We start from the raw sequence: 20,159 nt of genomic DNA on the forward strand, positions 1-20,159 counted from the left end.
GTCAGAACCGTCCAGACAGAGCGAGGATGACACGGGCGAAATGACCGCCCACCGTGCTCTCTGCTCCCTGAAGGCGGTGGGCGGCTTCCAACGTCGCGTCGAGACTATCGGTCAGGCCCGAACGCAGCCCGGCACCGCAGGATGACAGTCCCTGCTGGCGTCCCGTGCTGCGGATCCAGACGAGACCAGCATCGTAAAAGGTATAGACCATCAGGGATTTCGCTTCCGGAACAAGCGCCGAAATATCGTGGCGCAGAGATGCCGTGGCACCAAAGCCGTGATCGCCCACCAGGGCGCTGGGATCATAGCCGTGCCCGTAGGTGGTGCCGCCCAAGGCGAACTCCTCGCCCGACAGCAGGGTCACGTCGGAGTACTGCCCCGAAGTTCCCAAATACAGATCCCATGACGGCGCGAGATTTTGCAGGCGGCTGAGATCGAAGGTGGCCTTGGTGAAGGATGGATCCGCCCCCAGCCGCGATAGGGAGGCATCACCCCGCGCGCTGCCGCCCAACTGCGGCAGGCCCCGCGACAGCCCCATGGCGGCGGAATCAACCCCCGACAGCCAGCCCGAATGTAGCCATGACAGCTTGGCATCCACCACCCGCCACCGGTCGAAGCTGACAGGCACACCGGCAAGATGGCTGTTTGCCATGCGGGCGGTCAAGCCGCCGTCGAGGGTGATGGTGTTCGCCCTGGTCCGCAGGAGCGGATAGCTGAGCCTTCCCCCCAGATTGGAACTGAAGGTCCGCCCATCCTGATCCTCCAAGGTATAGCCTGGGCGCGACATGCTGTAGTCAAAGGCCAGCGAAGCCATGGCGCCATCGGTCCCCATGGGCTGGACATAGCCCAGGCGCATGGCCTTTTTTTTCCGGCCATCCGGAGTGGACGAGACGCCTGCCGTGACCCGTTCCCCAAACCCGGCAACCGAGTTCAATCCAATGTCGGAATTGGCATACCAAGGCCCCTCGTAGCGTGAGGACCGGTTGTCGACGCTGGCCGTCACATCCATGGTGGCGACGGACGCCGTCAGCACCAGATCGGCGGCGCCGGTCTCGTCCTTGGACGGCTTGAGCAGACCGGCGGCCTTCATGCCCGGGAGGTCGTTGACGAGCAGCAGGGCTCGCTCCATGGTGTCGTTGCGCAAGGGGCGTTGGGCCACGACCGGCGCAAGAATTCCCCTGACCCGCGCCTCCTCGGCCCCGGCCAGTCCCTCGACGGCGATGGCCCCGACATAGCCCTCCACCACCTGAATCTTGAATATCCCACTTCGCGTCCGCTGGGGCGGAACCACCGTTCGCGTCAGCAGATATCCTTCGGCGCGGTAGCGGGCCTCGATGGCCTCGGCGATCCCGATGATGTCCGACAGCGACACTTCTCGGCCGATAATCGGGGCGGCCAACGCGGACAGATCCTCCTTGGGCAGTGCGGTGGCGCCTTCGACGACCACTTCACGCACCAAGAAGCGTAGCGAATCGACGTCCTGGCCCAGGGGGGCGCGTTTGGGCGCCGGAATAATGATGTCGAAATCGCCACGAGGGGCAGGTTGCACCACCGGCTTTTCCCGGCCGGGCTCGGCGCTGCTCGGCAGACGGCTTTGCCCTTGCGCGGAGAGTGGCAGCCAAAAGGTAAGCAACACGACCGCCAGCCTCCCAGACAAATATCGAGCATGGTTGGAAGCCGTTGCCAAAAGAAAATTCCCCCAAAGATATCGCGTCAATCCCAGATCAATTTGCGCCCCTGCCCAAATTTTCCGCACTGACCAGCGGCATGATAACGTCGAAAAGTAAATTGAACCACTGCAGTCCGGGTGGCCGAGGAACCGCGCTAAAATTCCTCCAGCAGTATGAACATAAGCACTACATCATGGGACATCTGGCCCGTGACCTTGAGCGCAACCGGGACCATTCCATAGGCGTCGAATTCGTTGCCGCCCATCCTGCCCGGGCGGGTGGCGGCCCCCTATCCCGAATTTCCCCAACTGACAGTCCGTCACGCTATTTCTAGGGACAGGTGGGGGACAAAATCAGCCAAGCGGCATCGCCGCTCTGCTGAGCGCCGTCGAGGTCATGCCGTAACTGCTTGAATTTGTTGGTGCCCCAGGCCGGACTCGAACCAGCACGCCGTTGCCGGCAACAGATTTTGAGTCTGCCGCGTCTACCATTCCGCCACTGGGGCACCGCAAGAATGGTGGGCGGACTATAGCGAAGGCGGGGGGCGGGTCAACGGATTTCCGCCCCCCGATTTGCCTAGACGCTGAAGTATTTGGCTTGCGGGTGGATCGTGACGATGGCCGAGGTGGACTGTTCCGGCTCCAACTGGAATTCGTCGGACAATGTGACGCCGATGCGATCAGCCCCCAGCAGCGACAACAGCGCGGTCTGGTCCTCGATCCTGGGGCAGGCGGGATAGCCGAACGAGAAGCGCGAGCCGCGATACTGCTGCTTCAGCAGCTTGTCCATATCGGCGGCGTCCTCGGCGGCGAAGCCCAGTTCCGAGCGGATGCGCTTGTGGACGTATTCCGCCATGGCTTCGGCCATCTCCACCGACAGACCGTGCAGGTAGAGATAGTCCTGGTACTTGTCGGCCTTGAACCAGTCGCTTGCCACCTCGGTGGCGCGCTTGCCCATGGTCACCACCTGCAATCCGATGACGTCGCGCACCGGGTCGGAGACCGGGCGGAAGAAATCGGCGATGCACAAGCCGCCCTCCTTGGCCTGGCGCGGGAAGGGGAAGCGGGCGGCTTCGGTCTTGCCGTCCTCATGGAACAGCACCACCGAATCGCCGTCGCTTGCCGCCTTCCAGTAGCCGTAGGCGGCCTGGGGACGCAGGATTTCCTCCTTGGCGCAGCGCTTGAGCATGTCGAGCGCGATGGGCTTCAGCTCCTTGTGGGCCCAATCCTTGAACTCGGCCAGCGAGCGCCCCTGCTTCCGGTAGCCCCAATGGAACTGGTACAGCATGGTCTCGTTGAGGAAGGGGATCAGGTTCTGCAGATAGGTGGACTCGATCACCTTGGCGCCCCAGAACGGCGGCACCGGTACCGGCACGTCCTTGTGCAGCTCGGCGCGGCGCAGGTTGATCTCGTCCCAATCCACCGGGCGGAGGCTAAGCTGTGCCGCCTCCCCCAGCTTGCGCGACGGACTGCCGGGGCGGTGGGGATCGGCGGCGCGGGCGTCCACATGAGCGTCGAACTTGCCCTCGGCCACCTTGGCCATGAGGTCGAGGCCGTCGAAGGCGTCGCGCGCATAGGCCACCCGGCCGGAGCCATAGGCGGCGCGGCAGTCTTCCTCCACATATTTGCGGGTCAGCGCGGCGCCGCCCAGCAACACGGGAATGTCGAGACCGGCCGCCGTCATCTCTTCCAGATTCTCGCGCATGATGACGGTGGACTTCACCAAAAGGCCAGACATGCCGACAGCGTCGGCCTTGTGCTCCTTGGCCGCCTTGATGATCTCGGCCACCGGCTGCTTGATGCCGATATTGACCACCTTGTAGCCGTTGTTGGTGAGGATGATGTCCACCAGGTTCTTGCCGATGTCGTGGACGTCGCCCTTGACCGTGGCCAGCACCAGGGTGGCCTTCTGCTGCCCGTCGGCCTTTTCCATATGGGGTTCCAGCCAGGCGACGGCGGCTTTCATGGTCTCGGCCGATTGCAGCACGAAGGGAAGCTGCATCTTGCCCGAGCCGAACAGCTCGCCCACCACCTTCATGCCGTCCAGCAGCAGATTGTTGATGATGTCCAGCGGCTTCCAGCCCTCGGCCATGGCAGCGGCGAGATCGTCGTCGAGGCCGGTGCGGTCGCCGTCGATGATGCGCTGCTTCAGGCGGTCCTCGGTCTTGGCGGGCAAGGCGGCCTTGACCTCGGCGGCCTTGCGGTCGCCGAACAGGGCGATGAAGCGGGCCAGCGCCTGGGGATCGTGATCGAAGATCAGATCCTCGGCGGCCTGGACCTCTTCGGGCGGCAGGGTGTGCAGGGCCAGGATCTTGGAGACATGGACGATGGCGCCGGTCATGCCCGCCTGCATGGCGTGATGGAGGAACACCGAGTTCAGGATCTGGCGCGCCGCCGCCTTCAAGCCGAAGGACACATTGGACAGGCCGAGCACGATGCCGCAATCGGGCAGTTCCCTGGCGATCCGCTTGATGGAGTCCAGCGTCTCCACCGCCAGCTTGCGGTCGTCCTCGTTGCCGGTGCAGATGGTGAAGGTCAGCGGGTCGAACAGCAGGTCGCTGGCGGGCAAGCCATGTTGATTGACCGCGAAGTCATAGAGGCGATGGGCGATGCGCATCTTGGCCTCGACGTCCTTGGCCATGCCGTCCTCGTCGATGGTCAGCGCCACCACGGCGGCGCCAAACTTGCGGGCCAGCGTCAGGCGGTCGGCGGCATCCTTCTCGCCGTTCTCGAAATTGATGGAGTTCAGGATGGCCTTGCCGCCATAGAGCTTGAGACCGGCTTCCAGCACCGGCAGCTCGGTGGAATCGATCACCAGCGGGGTGGTCACGGCGCCGCGCAGACGCGAGACCACCTCGGTCATGTCGCGCACCTCGTCGCGGCCGACGAAGGCGGTGCAGACGTCGAGGGTATGGCTGCCCTCCTTGACCTGCTCGCGGGCCATGGCGGTGATGCCGTCCCAGTCCTCGGCATCCTGCAGGTCGCGGAACTTCTTGGAGCCGTTGGCGTTGCAGCGCTCGCCGATGGCCAGGAAGGCGTTTTCCTGCTTCAACGGAACTTGCGAATACAGCGAGGCCACCGCCGGAACCCAATGGACCGAGCGCTTGACCGGCGTGGGGCGATAGCCGTTGCCGATACGCTTCAGCATCTCGTTGGTCGCCGAAATATGCGGCGGGGTGGTGCCGCAGCAGCCGCCCAGCAGATTGGCCCCGGCGGCGACGAAGCGTTCGTGCCACACCGCCAGTTCGTCGGGCAGCAGGGGATAGCGGGTCTTGCCGTCCACCAGTTCCGGCAGTCCGGCATTGGGCTGGATGGAGACGAAGCCGTCCCAGTTGTCGACCAGCCACTTGAAATGCTCGCCCATCTCCTGCGGCCCGGCGGCGCAGTTCAGCCCCATCAGCGGCACGTCCAGGCTGTGCACCACCGTGGCGGCGGCGGCGATGTCGGCGCCCACCAATAGGGTGCCGGTGGTCTCCACCGTCACCTGGACGAAAATGGGAATGTCCTTGCCCGCATTGGCGCATGCGATCTTGCAGCCATTGACGGCGGCCTTGATCTGGAGCGGATCCTGGCAGGTTTCCACCAGGAAGGCCGAGACATTGCCCTTGATCTGTCCGGCGGCCTGGATCACATAGGCGGCTTCCAGCTCGTCATAGCCGATATGGCCAAGCGTCGGCAGCTTGGTGCCCGGCCCGATGGCGCCGAGGACAAAGCGCGCCCTGCCGTCGCCCTTGAAGCGCTCGGTGGCTTCCCAGGCCAGCTCGATGGCGAGACGATTCAACTCGTCGGCCTGATCGGCGATGCCGAATTCGGCGAGCGTGATGGGCGAGGCGCCGAAGGTGTCGGCCTCCACCATGTCGGCGCCCGCCTCGAAATAGCGTTCGTGAATGCCGCGAATCACATCGGGGCGCGACTTGACCAGGATCTCGGTGCAGTTCTCAAGCCCCATGAAGTCCTTGTCCACCGACAGGTTCATGGCCTGGACCAGCGCGCCGGTACCGCCGTCGCACAGAAGAACGCGATTGTGAAGATGATCGAGGATATTGGTCATGGGTCTTGGTCCTTAATGACGGCCGAGGCCGGCCCCAGGCGAATTCACCACGAAGGCGCGAAGGCGCGAAGGATCACGAAGAAATAGTCCTTCTTCCCCTTGTCTTCGTGCCTTCGCGCCTTCGTGGTTCAATTTTCAATCTTTTTTCGCCGTCGCCCTGACCCCCAGGATGTGGGAGATGGCATAGGCGAGGTCGGCGCGGTTCAGGGTGTAGAAGTGGAACTGCTCCACCCCGTTCTGGGCCAGGATGCGGCACTGTTCGGCCGCGACGGTGGCGGCCACCAGACGGCGGGACTCGGGGTCGTCGTCCAAGCCCTCGAACAGATTTGCCATCCAATCGGGGACGGAGGCGCCACAGGCGGCGGAGAATTTCTGCACCTGGGCGAAATTGGTCACCGGCAGGATGCCGGGCAACACCGGAACCGTGATTCCGGCCTTGGCGCAGCGCTCCATGAAATTCAGGAAAACCGCCGGATCGAAGAAATACTGGCTGATGGCCCGGCTCGCCCCGGCATCGATCTTGCGCTTCAGATTATCCAGATCGAAATCGGCGGAAGGCGCGTCGGGATGCTTTTCCGGATAGGCGGCCACGGAAATCTCGAAATCGGCGATGCGCTTCAGCCCCTGGACCAGATCGACCGCATAGGCGTAGCCGTCGGGATGGGCGGCATAGGGCTGGCCGTCGGGCATGTCGCCGCGCAGGGCCACGATATGGCGGATGCCCTCGTCCCAGTAGCGCCGGGCGATATCATCCACCTCGCCGCGCGAATGGCCGACGCAGGTCAGATGGGCGGCGGGCCTCAGCTTGGTCTCGCGGGCGATGCGCACCACCGTCTCGTGGGTGCGTTCCCGCGTGGAGCCACCGGCCCCATAGGTCACCGAGACGAATTGGGGGCCCAAGGGCTCCAGCCGCTGGACGCATTCCCAAAGGGATTGCTGCATCTTCTCGGTCTTGGGCGGGAAGAATTCGAACGACACGCTGACCGGTCGGCGGGAGGCGCAGGCGATGGGCAGTTCGGACAGGGGAAAACTCAAAGCAAATCGCTCCTTGGCGCAGGTTTCTCGGCCGTCCACACCACCACGGTCAAGGGTTTTCCGGGAAGGCGGGAAACGGCGTGCAATGTCAGTCCGGCACCGCGCACCCAGTCTTCCACCTCGGCGTCGGAAAAGCCAAGGCGGCGATGGGCGTGCTGGTCGCGCAGGATTTCCAGGTCGTGGGGGGCGAAATCCACGATGGCGAGGCGGCCGCCGGGTTCCAGCACCCGCGCCGCCTCCGCCACCAGCAGGCCGGGCTCGGTGGCGTAGTGCAGCACCTGATGAATGGTCACCGCGTCGGCGGCGGCGGCGGGCAGCGGCAGATGGCTGATGTCGCCCTGGCGCACCATGCAGTTGCGCAGGCCCGCCCGTTCCAGATTGGCACGGGCCACCGCCAGCATTTCACGCGATAGATCGATGCCGACGGCGCGTTCCACCTTGGGGCCCAGCACTTCCAGCACCCGGCCGGTGCCGGTGCCCATATCCACCAGATCGCGCACCGGGCGACCGGCGAAGACGTCCTGCAAGGCCTTTTCCACCACGGCATCGTCCACATGCAACGAGCGGATCTGGTCCCAGCGCGACGCATTGTCGCTGAAATAGTCCTGCGCCTTGTCGGCCCGCGACGCCCGGATGGCGGCCAGGCGCTGCTGATCCATGGCCAGGGTCCGGTCCTCGGGCGGCAGCAGATCCAGCAGATGGCGGGCCAGGATGGCGCCCCGCCCCTTGGCGGCAAGCCGGTAGAACACCCAGGCGCCTTCCGGGAATCGATCCAGCAGACCGGCGTCGCACATCAGCTTCAGATGGCGCGACACGCGCGGCTGGCTTTGGCCCAGGATATGGGTCAGCTCGGTGACGGTGAGATCGCCCTGGGCAAGCAGGTGCAGCAGTCGAAGCCGTGTCGGCTCGGCGGCGGCCCGCAATCCCGTCAGCACTGTCTCCACCGGCACCCCCTCGAATACATATAAACATATCTTTATACGAGTTTTCGGCGCGCGGATATAGGGTGTTCGCTCCGTGGTGCAGATTTGTCACACGCAAGAACACGGATGCCACAATCAAGACTCTGCCCCCTAGCCTTTCCGCCTGGACTGTGGTACCTCGGAAAGTAGGGACGTTACGCTCCCCGCAAGGCGCAATTTGGCCGTTCGAAAGGCCATTACAAGGTGCGAGACCCATGACCGTGATCCGTGCAAGCCGCTCCGTCATCACCCGTTTCGCCGGATCCGTGATGGCCCTCGCCCTGCTCGCGGGCTGCGCCACGCCGCCTCCTGCCGACGACAAGGAAGCCGTCGCCGAGTGGCAACAGGTCAACGACCCGCTGGAGCCGATGAATCGCGCCGTCTTCGCCTTCAACGTCTTCGCCGACGATTACGCCATGAAGCCGGCCGCCCAGGCCTACCGCCATGTCATGCCGAAATTCGGCCGCGACCGCGTTCACAATATGCTGGCCAACCTGAACAGCCCGCTGGTCTTCGCCAACGACCTGCTGCAGGGCGAGCCCGACCGTGCCGTCCAGACCCTGTTCCGCGCCATGCTCAACACCTCGTTCGGCCTGCTGGGCTATGCCGATGTGGCGGCCGAGGCCGGCATTCCCGCCCATGAGGAAGATTTCGGCCAGACCCTGGCGGTGTGGGGCGTCGGCGAAGGCCCGTTCCTGATGCTGCCGATCTTCGGGCCGTCCAATCCCCGCGATACCGTCGGGCTGGTGGCGGAATTCTTCGCCGACCCCTTCGATATCGCCATGGCCAATGCCCGCAAGGAATGGATTTCCTATGCCCGGATCGGCGTGAGCGGCCTCGACAAGCGCGAAAGCCTGCTCGATACCCTGGACGAGGTTCAGCGCAGCTCGCTTGATTATTACGCATCCTTGCGCTCGCTCTATCGCCAACACCGCGCCTCGGAAATCAAGAATGGCCGTGGTGGCCCGACCAAGGTGCCCTCTCCCGGCATGACGGGCAGCGCTGCGCCGGTTCGCAATGACGAACTGTCTCAAAGGGCGCAGTGATCGATGATGTTTCGTAGATATTTCCTGACGGCCCTTGTCGGACTGGTGACCTGCCTCGCCCATGGCCCATCCTCGGCCAGCGCGGGAGAGCAGGATCCGAAAATTTTCGTTGCGCACTTGGCCGATCAGGCCATGGAAACCATGACCGCCAAGGGGCTGTCCGACCAGGATCGGGCGTCCCGCTTCCGTGCCTTGTTCACCTCCGAGGTGGACTTGCCGGAAATCGCCAAACTGGTGCTGGCCCGTCATTGGCGCACCGCCACGCCCGAGCAGCAGCAGGAATTCGTCAAATCCTTCGAGGATATCGTGGTGCTGACCTGGTCCACCCGCTTCAAGGATTACGGCGGTGATCTGCGTCACAGCGTGGTCAATGTGAGCAGGGATGAAGATCGAGTCCTGGTTGATTCCAAGGTGGAACGTCAGAGCCAGCAACCCATCGCCCTGCAATGGCGCCTCAAGCAGTCCGACGCCGGGCTGCGGGTGGTGGATCTGGTGGTCGAGGGTTCCTCCATGGTCATCACCTATCGCGCCGAATACGCCTCGGTGATTCAGTCCAATGGCGGCAAGGTCGAAGGCCTGCTGGCCGCCATGCGGACCAAGCTGGCCGAATTGAAGGCCGGTAGCGCCACCAAGGCCAACTAGACCAAGCGTCCCGTCTCCAACCGGACTTCGCGATTGGCCAACCGGGCGCAGACCTCGCGGTCATGCGACACGATCACCATGGCCTGCGGCAATCCCGCCAGAATATCCAGCAGACGCTGACGGGTTTCCTCGTCCAGGGCGTTGGTGGGCTCGTCCAGCAGCAGCGCCTCGGGTCGCATGGCCAGCACGGCGGCCAGCGACACCAGCCGACGCTGCCCCCCCGACAATTTATGGGTGACCCGGTTCTCCAAGCCTTCCAGTCCCAGCGCCATCAGGGTTTCGTGGACGATGGCGCGGGCCTCGGCCGTCGACTTGCCCTGGTTGAGCGGCCCGAAGGCCACGTCCTCGGCGACGGTGGGGCAGAACAACTGGTCATCGGCATCCTGGAACAGCAATCCGGCCCGGGCGCGAACCTCGACGAAATCCTTCTCGGTGTCGCGCTGGCGTCCAAAGGCGACGATGCGCCCCGCGCTGGGCGTCACCAGCCCGACCATGAGATGGAGAAAGGTGGTCTTGCCCGCCCCATTGGCGCCGTTCAGCGCCACCCGCTCCCCGGCGGCAAGATGAAAGTCCACCCCGTCCAGAACCGGGCGCGACGCCTCATAGGCGAAGCGTATTTCCTCCAGCCGGATCACACGCCCAATCCCACCACCAGGGCCAGCATGACGGCGGACACCGCGCCCAATCCCCAATCCAGGGCGCCGGGCGGTCGGATGTCATCGTCCTCCAGGGATGGGAACTGACCAGTGAAGCCCCGGCACCGCATGGCCGCGTCGATGCGCTCGGCCCGCTCCAGCGAACGCACCATCAGCATGCCGAACAGATAGCCGACCGACCGCCAGCAATGCAGCCCGGCGGCGGGACGGAACGCCCTGGCCCGCATGGCGAGGCGCAGACGGCGGTATTCGCGGTCCAGCACGTCGATATAGCGGATGGTGAACAAGAACAGATGCACCAACCGCCGGGGCGCCCCCAGCCGCGACAAGGCGCGTCCCAGGCGGACCACGTCCATGCTGCCCAGCAGAGCCAGCAAAGCCACCGCCACCGCATTGGCGCGCAGGGCGATCACGCAGGCCTGACGCAGCCCCTCGGCCGATGCGGCGAAGCCCAGCGGCTCGGCCACCACCCGGCCTTCCACGGTGAAGGGCAGCAGGAGCAGAACCGCGACCATGAAGCCTTCCAGCGCCAGCAGGCGGCGCAGGGTCAAGCCAAGCGGCAGCCGCGCCAGCGCGGCGGCAAGCACCGCGACACCCAGGGCCAGGGCCAGGGCCGCCAGCGCATCCACCGTCACCACCACCAGCGCGAACAGCACCGCCAGGATCACCCGGGTGCGCGGGTCCAACCGCTCCATAAGCGAGGGGCCATCTTGGGGCTCGGCGCCATCCAAAATGGCATCGCACCGGCAGGGGCCGAGAAGGCTCATGACGTCCTCCCCCGCGCATTGAGCCACGCCACGATGCCGAACAGCCCGAAAATGGTGCCGATTCCGCCCAGGAGGTCGTGCAGGCGCACCTTCTCCTCATAGGCGTCCAGCTGCTGGCGCAATGGCCTGATCTGGCGCGCCACCGCCGCTTCCACCGCGTCCATGTCGGCGGCGGCGGCCACGCTCGCCACCGTGGGGGCGGATCGGGCCGAGGCGGCAACTTGTGGCAACGAGGTGGGCGGCAACGAGGCGGGAAACTCGTCCGCCGCGACCAAAGCGCTGGCCACATGGCCGTCTCCCGCATCCACCATGATGAGGTGATCCATGCGCACGTTCACCGGAAAACGGAACGAACCATCCTCAGCGGTGGCGAAACGGCCGACCTCGGCGCCGTCCGGACCCTGGACCACGCCGGAAACCCCCATGGCCTTGGCCCCGCCGGAGAAATAGACCAGACCGCTGATGGCGGCCCCCTCGGCACTGGCGAACACTTTCAGCTTATGGGCCTGGGCCGGGTGGGCCAGCAGCAACAGCACCAGCAGCAGGGCGAGCGTCTTGATCATGACGCCCTCGCCAGCATCTCGGGCTTGACGCGGGCCAGCAGCGACACGGCTGCGGCGGTGAATACCGCCTCCACCGCCATGACCGGCACATGGGCCACCACCACCAGACGGGCGGCGGTCTCGAATTCGCGCCCCGACAGCCCCAGCATGCAGGCCACCATCACCGCCGTCAGCAGGACTCCCCCTCCCCCGGCCAAGCCCCCCAGAATGGCGGCGCGGCGCGGGCTGCCGTCACGCCAGGCCAGCCGGAACAGCAGACCGGCCAGCAAGGCGGGCACCGCCATGTCCATGGTATTGACCCCCAGCACCACCAGCCCGCCGAAGCCGAACAGCACCGCCTGCAGCACCAGTGCCACCAGCATGGCCGGGAACACCGACCAGCCCAGCACGATACCCGCCAAGCCGCCCAGCAGCAGGTGAACCGAGGCGAGACCGGCAGGCAGATGGATCAGCGAGGCGACGAACAGAACCGCCGACAGAACCGCCACCCGAGGCACCCGCACCGGGTCCAGCCCCTTCAGCCCGAACGCCACCCCAACCGTGCTGACAATGGCTCCCGCCACCAGCACCGGATTGGACAGCACGCCATCGGGAATATGGGCCAAGTCTGCTTTCTCCTACTTCATATCCACGGCGCGGACCCAGATCAGTCCGCCCAGCTCGGTCTTGGCCGGTTTGCCGTCAGGCGATTTCACCGGCTTGTCGCCCTCGACCAGCCCGTTGAAGCCCCACCAGCCCGCACGCGGCATGGCATAGGCAAATTGCCCCTGGCTGTCGGCCTTGATCACCTGGGTGATGAAGGGATCGGCGGGCGCCTTGACGGAGCCGTCATTCATCCACTCCACCTCCACACTGGCGAAGGGAACCGGCTTGCCGTTCTTGCGCACGATTCCCCGAAACAGATTGCCGGTCCACACCCCGTAGGGACGCACCAGCGGCTCGATCTCCACCGGCAGCCCGATCAGCTTGTCCCAGCCCTCGCCCGCGCCGAAATCCACCACCACCTTAGCGAAATGGGTGATCCATTTGCCCTCGGCCGCTTCCCAGTAGGGCGCCGGTTCCACGAAGAACACATAGTCGCCGGGCGCATCCACCTTGTAGCTGGCCTGATAAGCCGTCTTGTCGCCGATCATCCTGGGCTTCAGCGTCGCCTTGAGATCGCGCGTCTTGCCCTGGGCCAGCACCCCGAACCGCACCGGCGGCCCCATGGTCATGGTCGGGCCGCGTTCCATGGGATGGGTGAAGACCAGATCAAGCGTCACGGTGCGCTCGCCCTGCTCGGCGACGATGTCGGCCGAGGGAATCAGCTCCTGGAAATGCGCCCGCGCCGGAGACGCCGCCAGCAGCACCCCCACTCCCGTCATGACCATGCCGAATTTGCGACTCATGTCCCACCAAAAAATTATGCGACAGCGTAGCGAGGCCCGCGCCGCCAAAGGATTATGCGACTGGGTGACCAGCCCGTCGCCAGCATACGCAACCCTCGCCCGGAGTCCAAGCCTAAAGGCGCCCCCTACCCGTCCGCCCGCCGCCAGACGGTAGCCAGCCAGGGCTGCTGGTCGCGCGGCAGGCCGGTGGGGCGGTAGTAGTGCTCCAACGCCTCGAACCCCGCCGCGATCACCATGCGCGACCAAGTCTCGTGGTCGAAATAGGCGCCGAACCGCTCGCCCTGCCAGCCTTCCCGGTTGTCGCCGCGCGGATTGGAGCAAAACAGCACGCCGCCCGGCTTCAGGGCGGCGCGCAACTCGGCCAGAACCCGGGGCAGTTCCTGCCCCGGCACATGGAACAGCGAGGCATTGGCGAAGATGCCGTCGAAGCATGCGCAGGGAAGGTCCAGCGCCAGGAAATCCTGGCACCAAACCTCGCAGCCGCTATGGGCCCGCGCCATCGCGGCGAAGGCCTCGGTGCCGTCGAGGCCGACGGGCCGATGACCCAATTCAGCGAAGGTCTTCAGGTCGCGGCCAGGGCCACAGCCGAAATCCAGGATGGCAAAAGGCGGTTGGCCCGTCAGGTGACGCAACAGCGCCTGGATGTTCTGGCCCACATCGTGATCGCGGGTGCCCAACCAAAAATCCTCGGCCCGGCGACCGTAATGAGCCAGCGTTCGCCGCGACACCTCGGCCAGGGATTCGGGATCAAGCGCCATGCCCGACTCTTTCCTTGCCGTCCGCCATCCATTGACCATGAGAACAGTGTTGCACCGAAATTTTCCCTCGTGTAGTTTTCGCCCTCCGCAGGCCCCTTATATCAGGGTCCGCCTGTGTTGCGGAGGGGTGGCCGAGTGGTTGAAGGCGCACGCCTGGAAAGTGTGTATACGGTGTTGAGCCGTATCGAGGGTTCGAATCCCTCCTCCTCCGCCATCCACCTAAAATCAAGAAAAACAAAGGGTTAAGCGCCAACTTGCGGTGAAATACGTCACACGTTTACGTCACACGTTTTCCATCTTTGTTCCTTCACCGATCCACCCTCTCAATATACCGATCCAACCTTTTCAGGTTCATCTCACCCGAACTGCCGCCGCCGTTCCTCGAAACGCTCGGCTTCCTTGACAAGCTTGGCGATCCCTTCGGTGTCCTCAGGGTTTCGTTCCTTCGCCCGTTTAACACGGCCCCACATCGCTTCAATGTCTTCCTCCATGCTGTTAGCGGCTGAATAGGTGCGTGCCCTTCGCCATCCGGGCGCTATCCCCTTAAGGCCGCGCGAGGCCTTTCGAATTCGCGGCGAACAAATCGATGGCAGTTTCGTCCTGCCAGATGAGACGTATCTTCTTGAGGCAAAATGGGAGAGTACGCCGACAGGCGCCGCCGACCTTCACGTTTTACACGGCAAGTTGGACCAAAAAGCAGCTTGGGCGAGAGGCCTTTTCATCAGCCACGCTGGATTTTCGGAGGATGGTTTGGCTGCGTGGGGCCGGGGAAAGCGCGTGATCTGCATGGATGGCCTCGATCTTTACGAAATGCTACAGCCCGGGCTGCCGCTGGAACATGTGCTGGCCCGCAAAACTCGCCGTGCTGCCGAGACTGGGATGGCCTTTATCAGGGTCAGAGAGCTCTTTCCGTAATCAGCCAACAATCAGGGGGTGAGCAACTTTGCCCCTTGGTATCTCTGATTCCCATTCCCGCCGGTAACCCGTCTTGGTGTCCTTCTGGATGGTCAGGAACAGGTGGTTCTTACCGTTCTGGTCGTCGTGCTGCTCCTTGCCGGGGCGGATGCCGGTGCCCAGCATGAGGGCCAGCCACGCCTTGAACATCATGCGGTCGTCTTCCAGCCGCGCCACGGTGGCTTCGTCCATCTTGGCGGTGATGGGATAGAAGGCGTTGGCGTCGTAGTCCTGCACTTGCCCGCCTGTTCCTTGGTGAAGGCCGGGCGGCGTGTGGATTGGGTGCCATTGCCGACCTGCTTCTTGCCGCCGATAGTCGGCATGCGGGCTACCGGCAGGTATTCCTCCTTGACCGCGAACTTGAAGATTTGCCGCAGCACCGTGTCCTCGGCGTCCATCTTGCCGCGCGCCACCCGCTTGGGCCTGCGCAGATAGGTCTTGCCGTCCTGGCGGATGATGGTCTCGAACTCGGCCACCGCTCCGGGACCGGAGGTCCAGTACTCGGCCCGCCACACCTCATAGGCGGCCAGCGATTTGGGCGTGATCTCGGTGATCTTGGTCTTGTTGAAATAGGGGATGTGGTAGCGGCGCGTGATGGCCTCGTAGGCATCCACCTTGGCCTTGGTCGAAATCTTCTTCTCGACCTCCGTGCGCATCATCTTCAGCCATTGCTCGGCGATGAAGGCGAAGGTCTTGCCGCCGGGGTCGAGGCCACGTTCCTTGTCCACCTGGGCGAACATGATCCTCTTCCTGGCGGCCTTCACCGCCTCGGCTTCATCCTCGGTGCCGGTGCTGAACGGATTGAGCGCGGTGCCGTCGTCGAGTTTGCAGCGTGCGTACCACATGGCGCTGTTGGGGCGACGATGCAGCGCCACGGCTCCGTCGTCGTGATAGCGATAGTCTTGTTTGGACGGTCGGCCCATTGCGCCCTCCACAGTCATAGTTGCAGTTAACGCGAACAACACACGCGCATGGACTGCGAAAACACTGCGAATTGCAAAACAGCAGCGAGCGCCCGTCAAGGCGCTGCGCTAACTGTTTGTTTTCTTAGGAGAAAATGGTGCCGGCGAAAGGATTCGAACCCTCGGCCCGCGCATTACGAATGCGCTGCTCTACCAACTGAGCTACGCCGGCACGCGACGTGGGGCGGACGTTACCTCCGCCGTTCCGGTTTTGCAAGTCCTTGCCCGTCAGGCATGGACGGGGCCCAGGGCGAAGCGGGCGATGGCGCCGCGTTCGATGGCGGCGGCCACCAGCCGGTCGATGTCGAGGCGATGGCGGAACAGTTCCAGCAGGCGGCGCACTTCCGGATGCGGTTCGCGGTCGGCGGCGGCGACGTCGCAGGCCAGGGCATAGGCGGTTTCGCGCAGGCGCGGCGGCAGGGCTGCCTTGATGGCCTCCAAGGCGCGATCAAGACCATCGTCGGCGTCCAACATCTCGGCGCAGGACGCGGTGGTTCGGGTCAGCAGACCGGGATCATAGTCACGGAACACCGGCAGGAAGCTGACGATCTCGCCGATCATCCGCAACTCGGCGTCAGTCATATTGCGGTCGGCGGCGGAAACCATGACCATGACGTAGATGAGGGCAGCGTGATGGCTGATCATCGGCGTTCTCTCCCGATTGGCCCAGATGGACTTTACCCTTGCGGCAAGACGACGCGTCAAGCATAGATTTTCCTGGAGTGCGGTTCTTCAGGAGCCACCAGGGAGCAGAGCGATGACCGAAACGATCATACTGCTGGTGGACGACAGCCGGGTGGCGCGCATGATGACCCGGGCGGCCGTCGCCAAACTGCGCCCCGACTGGGTGATCATCGAGGCCGCCAGCGGCGAGGACGCCCTGAGCGCCATCGCCCTGGACCGACCCAATTACGTCCTGCTCGACGTCAATATGCCGGGAATCGGGGGGCTGGAGACAGCCCGCCAACTGCGCTTTCGCTGCCCCTCCGCCGCCATCAGCCTGCTGACCGCCAATATCCAGGATTCAATCCGCGAGCAAGCGGCGCTGATCGGAGCGGGGTTCATGGCCAAGCCGTTGAAGGAAGACGAGCTGATCCGGTTTCTCGACGGCGGGTCCAAGCCATCATGACTGATTTCCTGCGCGACATCGAACGCGATGCCGTGACCGAAATCCTGAACATCGCCATCGGGCAGGCCGCGCTGGCACTGTCCCAGATGGTGGCGGGCGAAGTCTCGCTGTCGGTGCCGTCCATCGAATTCCTCGGCCCCGACGAGGCGGCGGACCGCCTGGACCAATCCACCGGCAGGCAAGTATCGGTAGCCATCCGCCAAGTGTTCAGCAGCCTCTTCTCCGGCAACATCCTCCTTATTTTCCCCGAAGCCCGCAGCTTGGATTTGGTCAGATCCATCCTGGGTGATTCCGTCCCCATGGACTCGCTCACCGAGCTGGAGCAAGAGGCCCTGTTGGAGGTCGGCAACATCATCCTCAACGCCTGCCTCGGCAGCCTGGCCAATCAACTGGGCCTGTCCATCGAAAGCTCGCTGCCCAGCTATGTGCGCGGACGCGGCGCCCGAATTCTCGATACCACCCAGGCCGCGACCGAATTGGTGATGGTATTGCAAGTGGACTTCTCGGTGGCGAAAGCCGGGCTGTGCGGCTACCTGGCCTTTGTCATGGATATCGCGTCGGCCCGTCAGTTCTCCGACGCCATTTCCGCGCATCTCGCCCGCGTCATGAACGGTACCGCAGGCTGATCATGATGTCCGATCCCCTCATACAGGCGCTGACCGATGCCTCCGAGACGGGCATCGTCCTGTTCGACGCCACGGGCCAGATCCGCCTGTGGAATGCCTGGATGGCCAAGGCCTCGGGAGTGGATGCGGCGACCTCCGTGGGGCGACGGCTAGAGGACGTATTCCCCGATCTGGCCGGAACCCGCATCGCCCAGTCCATCGCGCAGGCCCTGACCGGCGGCCTGTCCGCCATGCTCACATCCTCGCTGAACAAGACGCTGTTCCCCCTGACGCGTGACGCCCCTCTGCCGGGCCGGACCGAGGCCATGCACCAGATCGTGGTCGTCAAGCCGCTGGAAGCCGGTTCGGAACGCCACTGTCTGATTCAAGTCTTCGACGTCAGCCCCATGGCGTCCCGCGAGGCCATGCTGCGCCAGCAGGCCCGCACCATGGAAGCGCTGGCGGAGAATTACCGCCTGTCGGAACTGCACAACCGCGCCATCGTCGATCACACCGCCGACGCCATCATCACCTTCGGCGAGGACGGCGCCATCGGCACGTACAACCCGGCCGCCGAGCGAATGTTCGGATACGATCCCTACGAGATCGTGGGAAAGAACATCGCCGTCCTGATTCCGCAACTGGCCGACGCCAAGCGCAATCTGCTGCTCACCCCGTATTTGGACCAGCGCACGGAAGTGCTCGGCGTGCGCAAGATCCGCGCCCTGTTCCCGTTGGAGCTGTCGCTGTCGGCCATGGAGCTGGGCGGCCAGCGGCTGTTCGTCGCCATCGGCCACGACATCACCGACCGCAAGGCCAGTGAAGAAGAACTGCACGCCCAGAAAGAATGGCTGACCACCCTGATCAACGCCATGCCCGACCTGATCTGCTTCAAGGACGGCAAGGGACGTTGGCTGGTGGCCAATCAGTTCTATCTGGATCTGGTCGGATTGGCGGGCGTGGATTACGTGGGCCGCACCGCTCACGAGCTGTCGCGGCTGTCGCGCGGCCACCAGGAATTCCTGGTCAGCACCCGCGAAACCGACGAGAAGGCATGGCGGGAAGGCAAGCCGCTGGCCTATGAGAAGTCGCTGGACTCCCACGACGGGTCGTCGCGGATGTTCGACATGATGAAGATCCCGCTGTTCAACCTGGACGGAAGTCGGCGGGGACTGGTGCTGGTGGGCCGCGACGTCACCGAGCGCAAGCTGGCCGCCGCCCGCATTCAGCATCTCGCCCACCACGATTCGCTGACCGATCTGCCCAACCGGGTGCTGTTCCAGGAGCGCCTGCGCCAGGCCCTGGCCCAGGCCAAGCGGTCGGGCTGGATGCTGGGACTGATGTTCCTCGACCTCGATAAGTTCAAGGACATCAACGATACCCTGGGCCACCATGTGGGTGATCAGTTGCTGAAGGCGGTGGCCAAGCGCCTGCGCCGCTGCCTGCGCGAAACCGACACGGTGGCCCGGCTGGGCGGCGACGAATTCGCCGTCATCCTGACCAATCTGGACAATGCCGAGGGCGCCGCCCGGGTGGCGGAAACCATCATCACCGCCATCGGCGAGCCATTCGGGCTGGAAGAGCACGAGGTGCTGACCAGCACTTCCATCGGCATCACCGTCTATCCCCATGACGCGACCGACGCCGACCAACTGCTGAAGAACGCCGATCTGGCCATGTTCCGCTCCAAGGCCGAGGGGCGGAACAACTACCATTTCTACGTCGCGGAAATGGACGCCGAGGTCCAGGCCCGCAAGATCGTCGAACGCGACATGCGACTGGCGCTGGGCACCGAGCAGTTGGAGCTGCACTACCAGCCGCTGGTGGAGCTGTCGTCGGGCCGCGTCATCGGCTGCGAGGCACTGCTGCGCTGGAACCATCCGACTCGCGGCTGGGTGCCCCCGGCCGAGTTCATCCCCATCATCGAGCGCACCGACCTGATCGCGCCGCTGGGCCGCTGGATCTTGCACCGCGCCTGCATGCAGGGCAGCGACTGGCTGAAGGACGGGCTGGAGCCCATGAAGATCGCCGTCAATCTGTCACCGGCCCAGTTCAAGCAGACCCAAAGCCTGATCTCCATGGTCGGCGACATCCTTGAACAAACCGGCATGGCCGCCGATATGCTGCAATTGGAGATCACCGAGGGCATCGCCATGCAGAACGTGGACGCCACCATCGAAGTCTTGCAGGGCCTGCGCGGCATGGGCGTCGTCATCTCCATCGACGATTTCGGCACCGGCTATTCCTCGCTGAACTATCTGAAGCGCTTCCCGGTGGACAAGCTGAAGATCGACCGCTCCTTCGTGATCGATATCGGCCTGCATCCCGACAACGCCGCCGTGGTCCAGGCCATCGTCAATCTGGGCCATTCGCTGGGCACCCGCGTCAATGTGGAAGGCGTCGAGACCCGCGAACAACTGGATTTCCTGCTGGCCCACAAGGTGGACGAAGCCCAGGGCTATTACTTCGCCAAGGCGCTGCCCGGCGACGAATTCGCCCGTCTGGTGCGCGAACGCAGCCCCTGGCCCCTCTGAGGACGAAAATGATGCGATTCCTGCTGGCGGCCCTGTTCGCCATGATGCTCAGCCTTCCCGCCCTGGCCGAGTCCGCCCTGACCAATGTGGACAACACGGCGTTGCAAGCCTTGATGGGGCGCGGCGTGCCGGTGGTCGATATCCGGACCCCGGGTGAATGGAGCCAGACCGGAACCATCGCCGGGTCGCACCGCATCATGGCCTTCGACGAGCGGGGCAAGCTGGCCCCCGACTTCCTCGAAAAACTGGCCTCGGTCGCCAAGCCCGGCGACGAGGTGGCGCTGATCTGCCGCAGCGGCAACCGCACCGCCGTGATCAGCAAGGCCCTGACCGATCAGTTGGGCTATCGCCACGTCTACAACGTGGAAAAGGGCATGAATCGCTGGCTGGGCGAAGGACGTCCGGTGGAGAAATAGAAAGCGGGCGGGACGCCCGCGC

The 20,159-nt window shown here is 64.4% G+C and carries 21 protein-coding genes and 3 tRNA genes; 8 read left to right on the forward strand and 16 right to left on the reverse strand.

Annotated elements, in window-relative coordinates; all coding sequences use genetic code 11:
• Position 1 precedes the first annotated feature (1 nt).
• The 5 genes from CU669_RS05475 to CU669_RS05495 all read right to left on the reverse strand — a co-directional run bounded on the left by CU669_RS05475 (position 2) and on the right by CU669_RS05495 (position 7,699).
• Positions 2 to 1,636: a ShlB/FhaC/HecB family hemolysin secretion/activation protein gene (locus CU669_RS05475; RefSeq protein ID WP_161539592.1), complete on the reverse strand. Its 1,635-nt coding sequence runs from the start codon at positions 1,634 to 1,636 to the stop codon at positions 2 to 4.
• A gap of 453 nt (positions 1,637 to 2,089) precedes the next feature.
• Positions 2,090 to 2,175: transfer RNA gene (locus CU669_RS05480), tRNA-Leu, on the reverse strand.
• Positions 2,176 to 2,246: 71 nt separating this feature from the next.
• Positions 2,247 to 5,720, reverse strand: a complete 3,474-nt coding sequence (gene metH, locus CU669_RS05485; protein ID WP_112142820.1) for a methionine synthase — start codon at positions 5,718 to 5,720, stop codon at positions 2,247 to 2,249.
• Positions 5,721 to 5,855: 135 nt separating this feature from the next.
• The gene (gene metF / locus CU669_RS05490) at positions 5,856 to 6,755 is read right to left on the reverse strand and encodes a methylenetetrahydrofolate reductase (protein ID WP_112142821.1); all 900 of its coding nucleotides are present in this window, start codon (positions 6,753 to 6,755) and stop codon (positions 5,856 to 5,858) included.
• Positions 6,752 to 7,699: an ArsR/SmtB family transcription factor gene (locus CU669_RS05495; protein WP_112143036.1), complete on the reverse strand. Its 948-nt coding sequence runs from the start codon at positions 7,697 to 7,699 to the stop codon at positions 6,752 to 6,754. The genes metF and CU669_RS05495 overlap by 4 nt, the downstream gene beginning before the upstream one ends.
• A 233-nt stretch (positions 7,700 to 7,932) precedes the next feature.
• Between CU669_RS05495 and CU669_RS05500 the strand changes: the two genes are divergently transcribed.
• Together CU669_RS05500 and CU669_RS05505 are read left to right on the forward strand one after the other, a co-directional pair.
• A complete protein-coding gene (locus tag CU669_RS05500) occupies positions 7,933 to 8,763 on the forward strand; it encodes an MlaA family lipoprotein (RefSeq protein WP_112142822.1) in 831 nt (276 codons plus the stop codon).
• Positions 8,764 to 8,766: 3 nt separating this feature from the next.
• Positions 8,767 to 9,405 (forward strand): MlaC/ttg2D family ABC transporter substrate-binding protein, encoded by a 639-nt coding sequence (locus tag CU669_RS05505; protein WP_112142823.1) that lies wholly within the window; start codon positions 8,767 to 8,769, stop codon positions 9,403 to 9,405.
• Here the strand turns inward: CU669_RS05505 and CU669_RS05510 are convergent.
• From CU669_RS05510 to CU669_RS05535, 6 genes are all read right to left on the reverse strand, one after another.
• Complete coding sequence (locus CU669_RS05510) at positions 9,402 to 10,040, reverse strand: energy-coupling factor ABC transporter ATP-binding protein (RefSeq protein ID WP_112142824.1); 639 nt, start codon at positions 10,038 to 10,040, stop codon at positions 9,402 to 9,404. The genes CU669_RS05505 and CU669_RS05510 overlap by 4 nt on opposite strands.
• Positions 10,037 to 10,828, reverse strand: a complete 792-nt coding sequence (cbiQ, locus tag CU669_RS05515; protein WP_112142825.1) for a cobalt ECF transporter T component CbiQ — start codon at positions 10,826 to 10,828, stop codon at positions 10,037 to 10,039. The genes CU669_RS05510 and cbiQ overlap by 4 nt, the downstream gene beginning before the upstream one ends.
• The gene (locus tag CU669_RS05520) at positions 10,825 to 11,391 is read right to left on the reverse strand and encodes a hypothetical protein (protein WP_112142826.1); all 567 of its coding nucleotides are present in this window, start codon (positions 11,389 to 11,391) and stop codon (positions 10,825 to 10,827) included. Before CU669_RS05520 ends, cbiQ begins: the two co-directional genes overlap by 4 nt.
• A complete protein-coding gene (cbiM, locus tag CU669_RS05525; protein ID WP_112142827.1) occupies positions 11,388 to 11,996 on the reverse strand; it encodes a cobalt transporter CbiM in 609 nt (202 codons plus the stop codon). The genes CU669_RS05520 and cbiM overlap by 4 nt, the downstream gene beginning before the upstream one ends.
• Before the next feature lie 12 nt (positions 11,997 to 12,008).
• Positions 12,009 to 12,779, reverse strand: coding sequence for a DUF4198 domain-containing protein (locus CU669_RS05530; RefSeq protein WP_112142828.1), 771 nt, complete (start codon positions 12,777 to 12,779; stop codon positions 12,009 to 12,011).
• Between the two features lie 125 nt (positions 12,780 to 12,904).
• On the reverse strand, positions 12,905 to 13,537 hold the full coding sequence (locus tag CU669_RS05535) for a class I SAM-dependent methyltransferase (protein ID WP_112142829.1): 633 nt from the start codon (positions 13,535 to 13,537) through the stop codon (positions 12,905 to 12,907).
• Positions 13,538 to 13,658: 121 nt separating this feature from the next.
• Here CU669_RS05535 and CU669_RS05540 point away from each other — a divergent pair.
• Positions 13,659 to 13,751, forward strand: a tRNA-Ser gene (locus CU669_RS05540).
• A gap of 142 nt (positions 13,752 to 13,893) precedes the next feature.
• Here CU669_RS05540 and CU669_RS21980 read toward each other — a convergent pair.
• A complete protein-coding gene (locus CU669_RS21980; RefSeq protein ID WP_275667803.1) occupies positions 13,894 to 14,028 on the reverse strand; it encodes a hypothetical protein in 135 nt (44 codons plus the stop codon).
• A 19-nt stretch (positions 14,029 to 14,047) separates the two neighbouring features.
• On the opposite strand from CU669_RS21980, the gene CU669_RS05545 reads away from it, so the two are divergent.
• A complete protein-coding gene (locus CU669_RS05545; RefSeq protein ID WP_112142830.1) occupies positions 14,048 to 14,452 on the forward strand; it encodes a restriction endonuclease in 405 nt (134 codons plus the stop codon).
• Here CU669_RS05545 and CU669_RS05550 read toward each other — a convergent pair whose 3' ends face one another.
• From CU669_RS05550 to CU669_RS05565, 4 genes are all read right to left on the reverse strand, one after another.
• A complete protein-coding gene (locus CU669_RS05550) occupies positions 14,453 to 14,728 on the reverse strand; it encodes a hypothetical protein (RefSeq protein ID WP_146747678.1) in 276 nt (91 codons plus the stop codon).
• A complete protein-coding gene (locus CU669_RS05555; RefSeq protein ID WP_112142832.1) occupies positions 14,641 to 15,414 on the reverse strand; it encodes a hypothetical protein in 774 nt (257 codons plus the stop codon). Before CU669_RS05555 ends, CU669_RS05550 begins: the two co-directional genes overlap by 88 nt.
• 135 nt (positions 15,415 to 15,549) lie before the next feature.
• Positions 15,550 to 15,625: transfer RNA gene (locus CU669_RS05560), tRNA-Thr, on the reverse strand.
• A gap of 56 nt (positions 15,626 to 15,681) precedes the next feature.
• Positions 15,682 to 16,098 (reverse strand): tellurite resistance TerB family protein, encoded by a 417-nt coding sequence (locus CU669_RS05565; protein ID WP_239988559.1) that lies wholly within the window; start codon positions 16,096 to 16,098, stop codon positions 15,682 to 15,684.
• A 112-nt stretch (positions 16,099 to 16,210) separates the two neighbouring features.
• Between CU669_RS05565 and CU669_RS05570 the strand changes: the two genes are divergently transcribed.
• Genes CU669_RS05570 through CU669_RS05585 form a run of 4 tightly spaced genes read left to right on the forward strand, consistent with a single transcriptional unit; the run spans position 16,211 to position 20,137 of the window.
• Positions 16,211 to 16,582 carry a response regulator transcription factor gene (locus tag CU669_RS05570; RefSeq protein ID WP_112142834.1) on the forward strand — a complete coding sequence of 124 codons (372 nt, stop codon included), beginning with the start codon at positions 16,211 to 16,213 and terminating at the stop codon, positions 16,580 to 16,582.
• Positions 16,579 to 17,208, forward strand: a complete 630-nt coding sequence (locus tag CU669_RS05575) for a chemotaxis protein CheC (protein WP_112142835.1) — start codon at positions 16,579 to 16,581, stop codon at positions 17,206 to 17,208. The genes CU669_RS05570 and CU669_RS05575 overlap by 4 nt, the downstream gene beginning before the upstream one ends.
• A 2-nt stretch (positions 17,209 to 17,210) precedes the next feature.
• A complete protein-coding gene (locus CU669_RS05580; protein WP_112142836.1) occupies positions 17,211 to 19,721 on the forward strand; it encodes a sensor domain-containing protein in 2,511 nt (836 codons plus the stop codon).
• 8 nt (positions 19,722 to 19,729) lie between these two features.
• Positions 19,730 to 20,137: a rhodanese-like domain-containing protein gene (locus tag CU669_RS05585; protein WP_112142837.1), complete on the forward strand. Its 408-nt coding sequence runs from the start codon at positions 19,730 to 19,732 to the stop codon at positions 20,135 to 20,137.
• The last annotated feature ends 22 nt before the right edge of the window (positions 20,138 to 20,159 follow it).

Source organism: Paramagnetospirillum kuznetsovii (assembly GCF_003284725.1).
GTDB classification, from domain to species: domain Bacteria; phylum Pseudomonadota; class Alphaproteobacteria; order Rhodospirillales; family Magnetospirillaceae; genus Phaeospirillum; species Phaeospirillum kuznetsovii.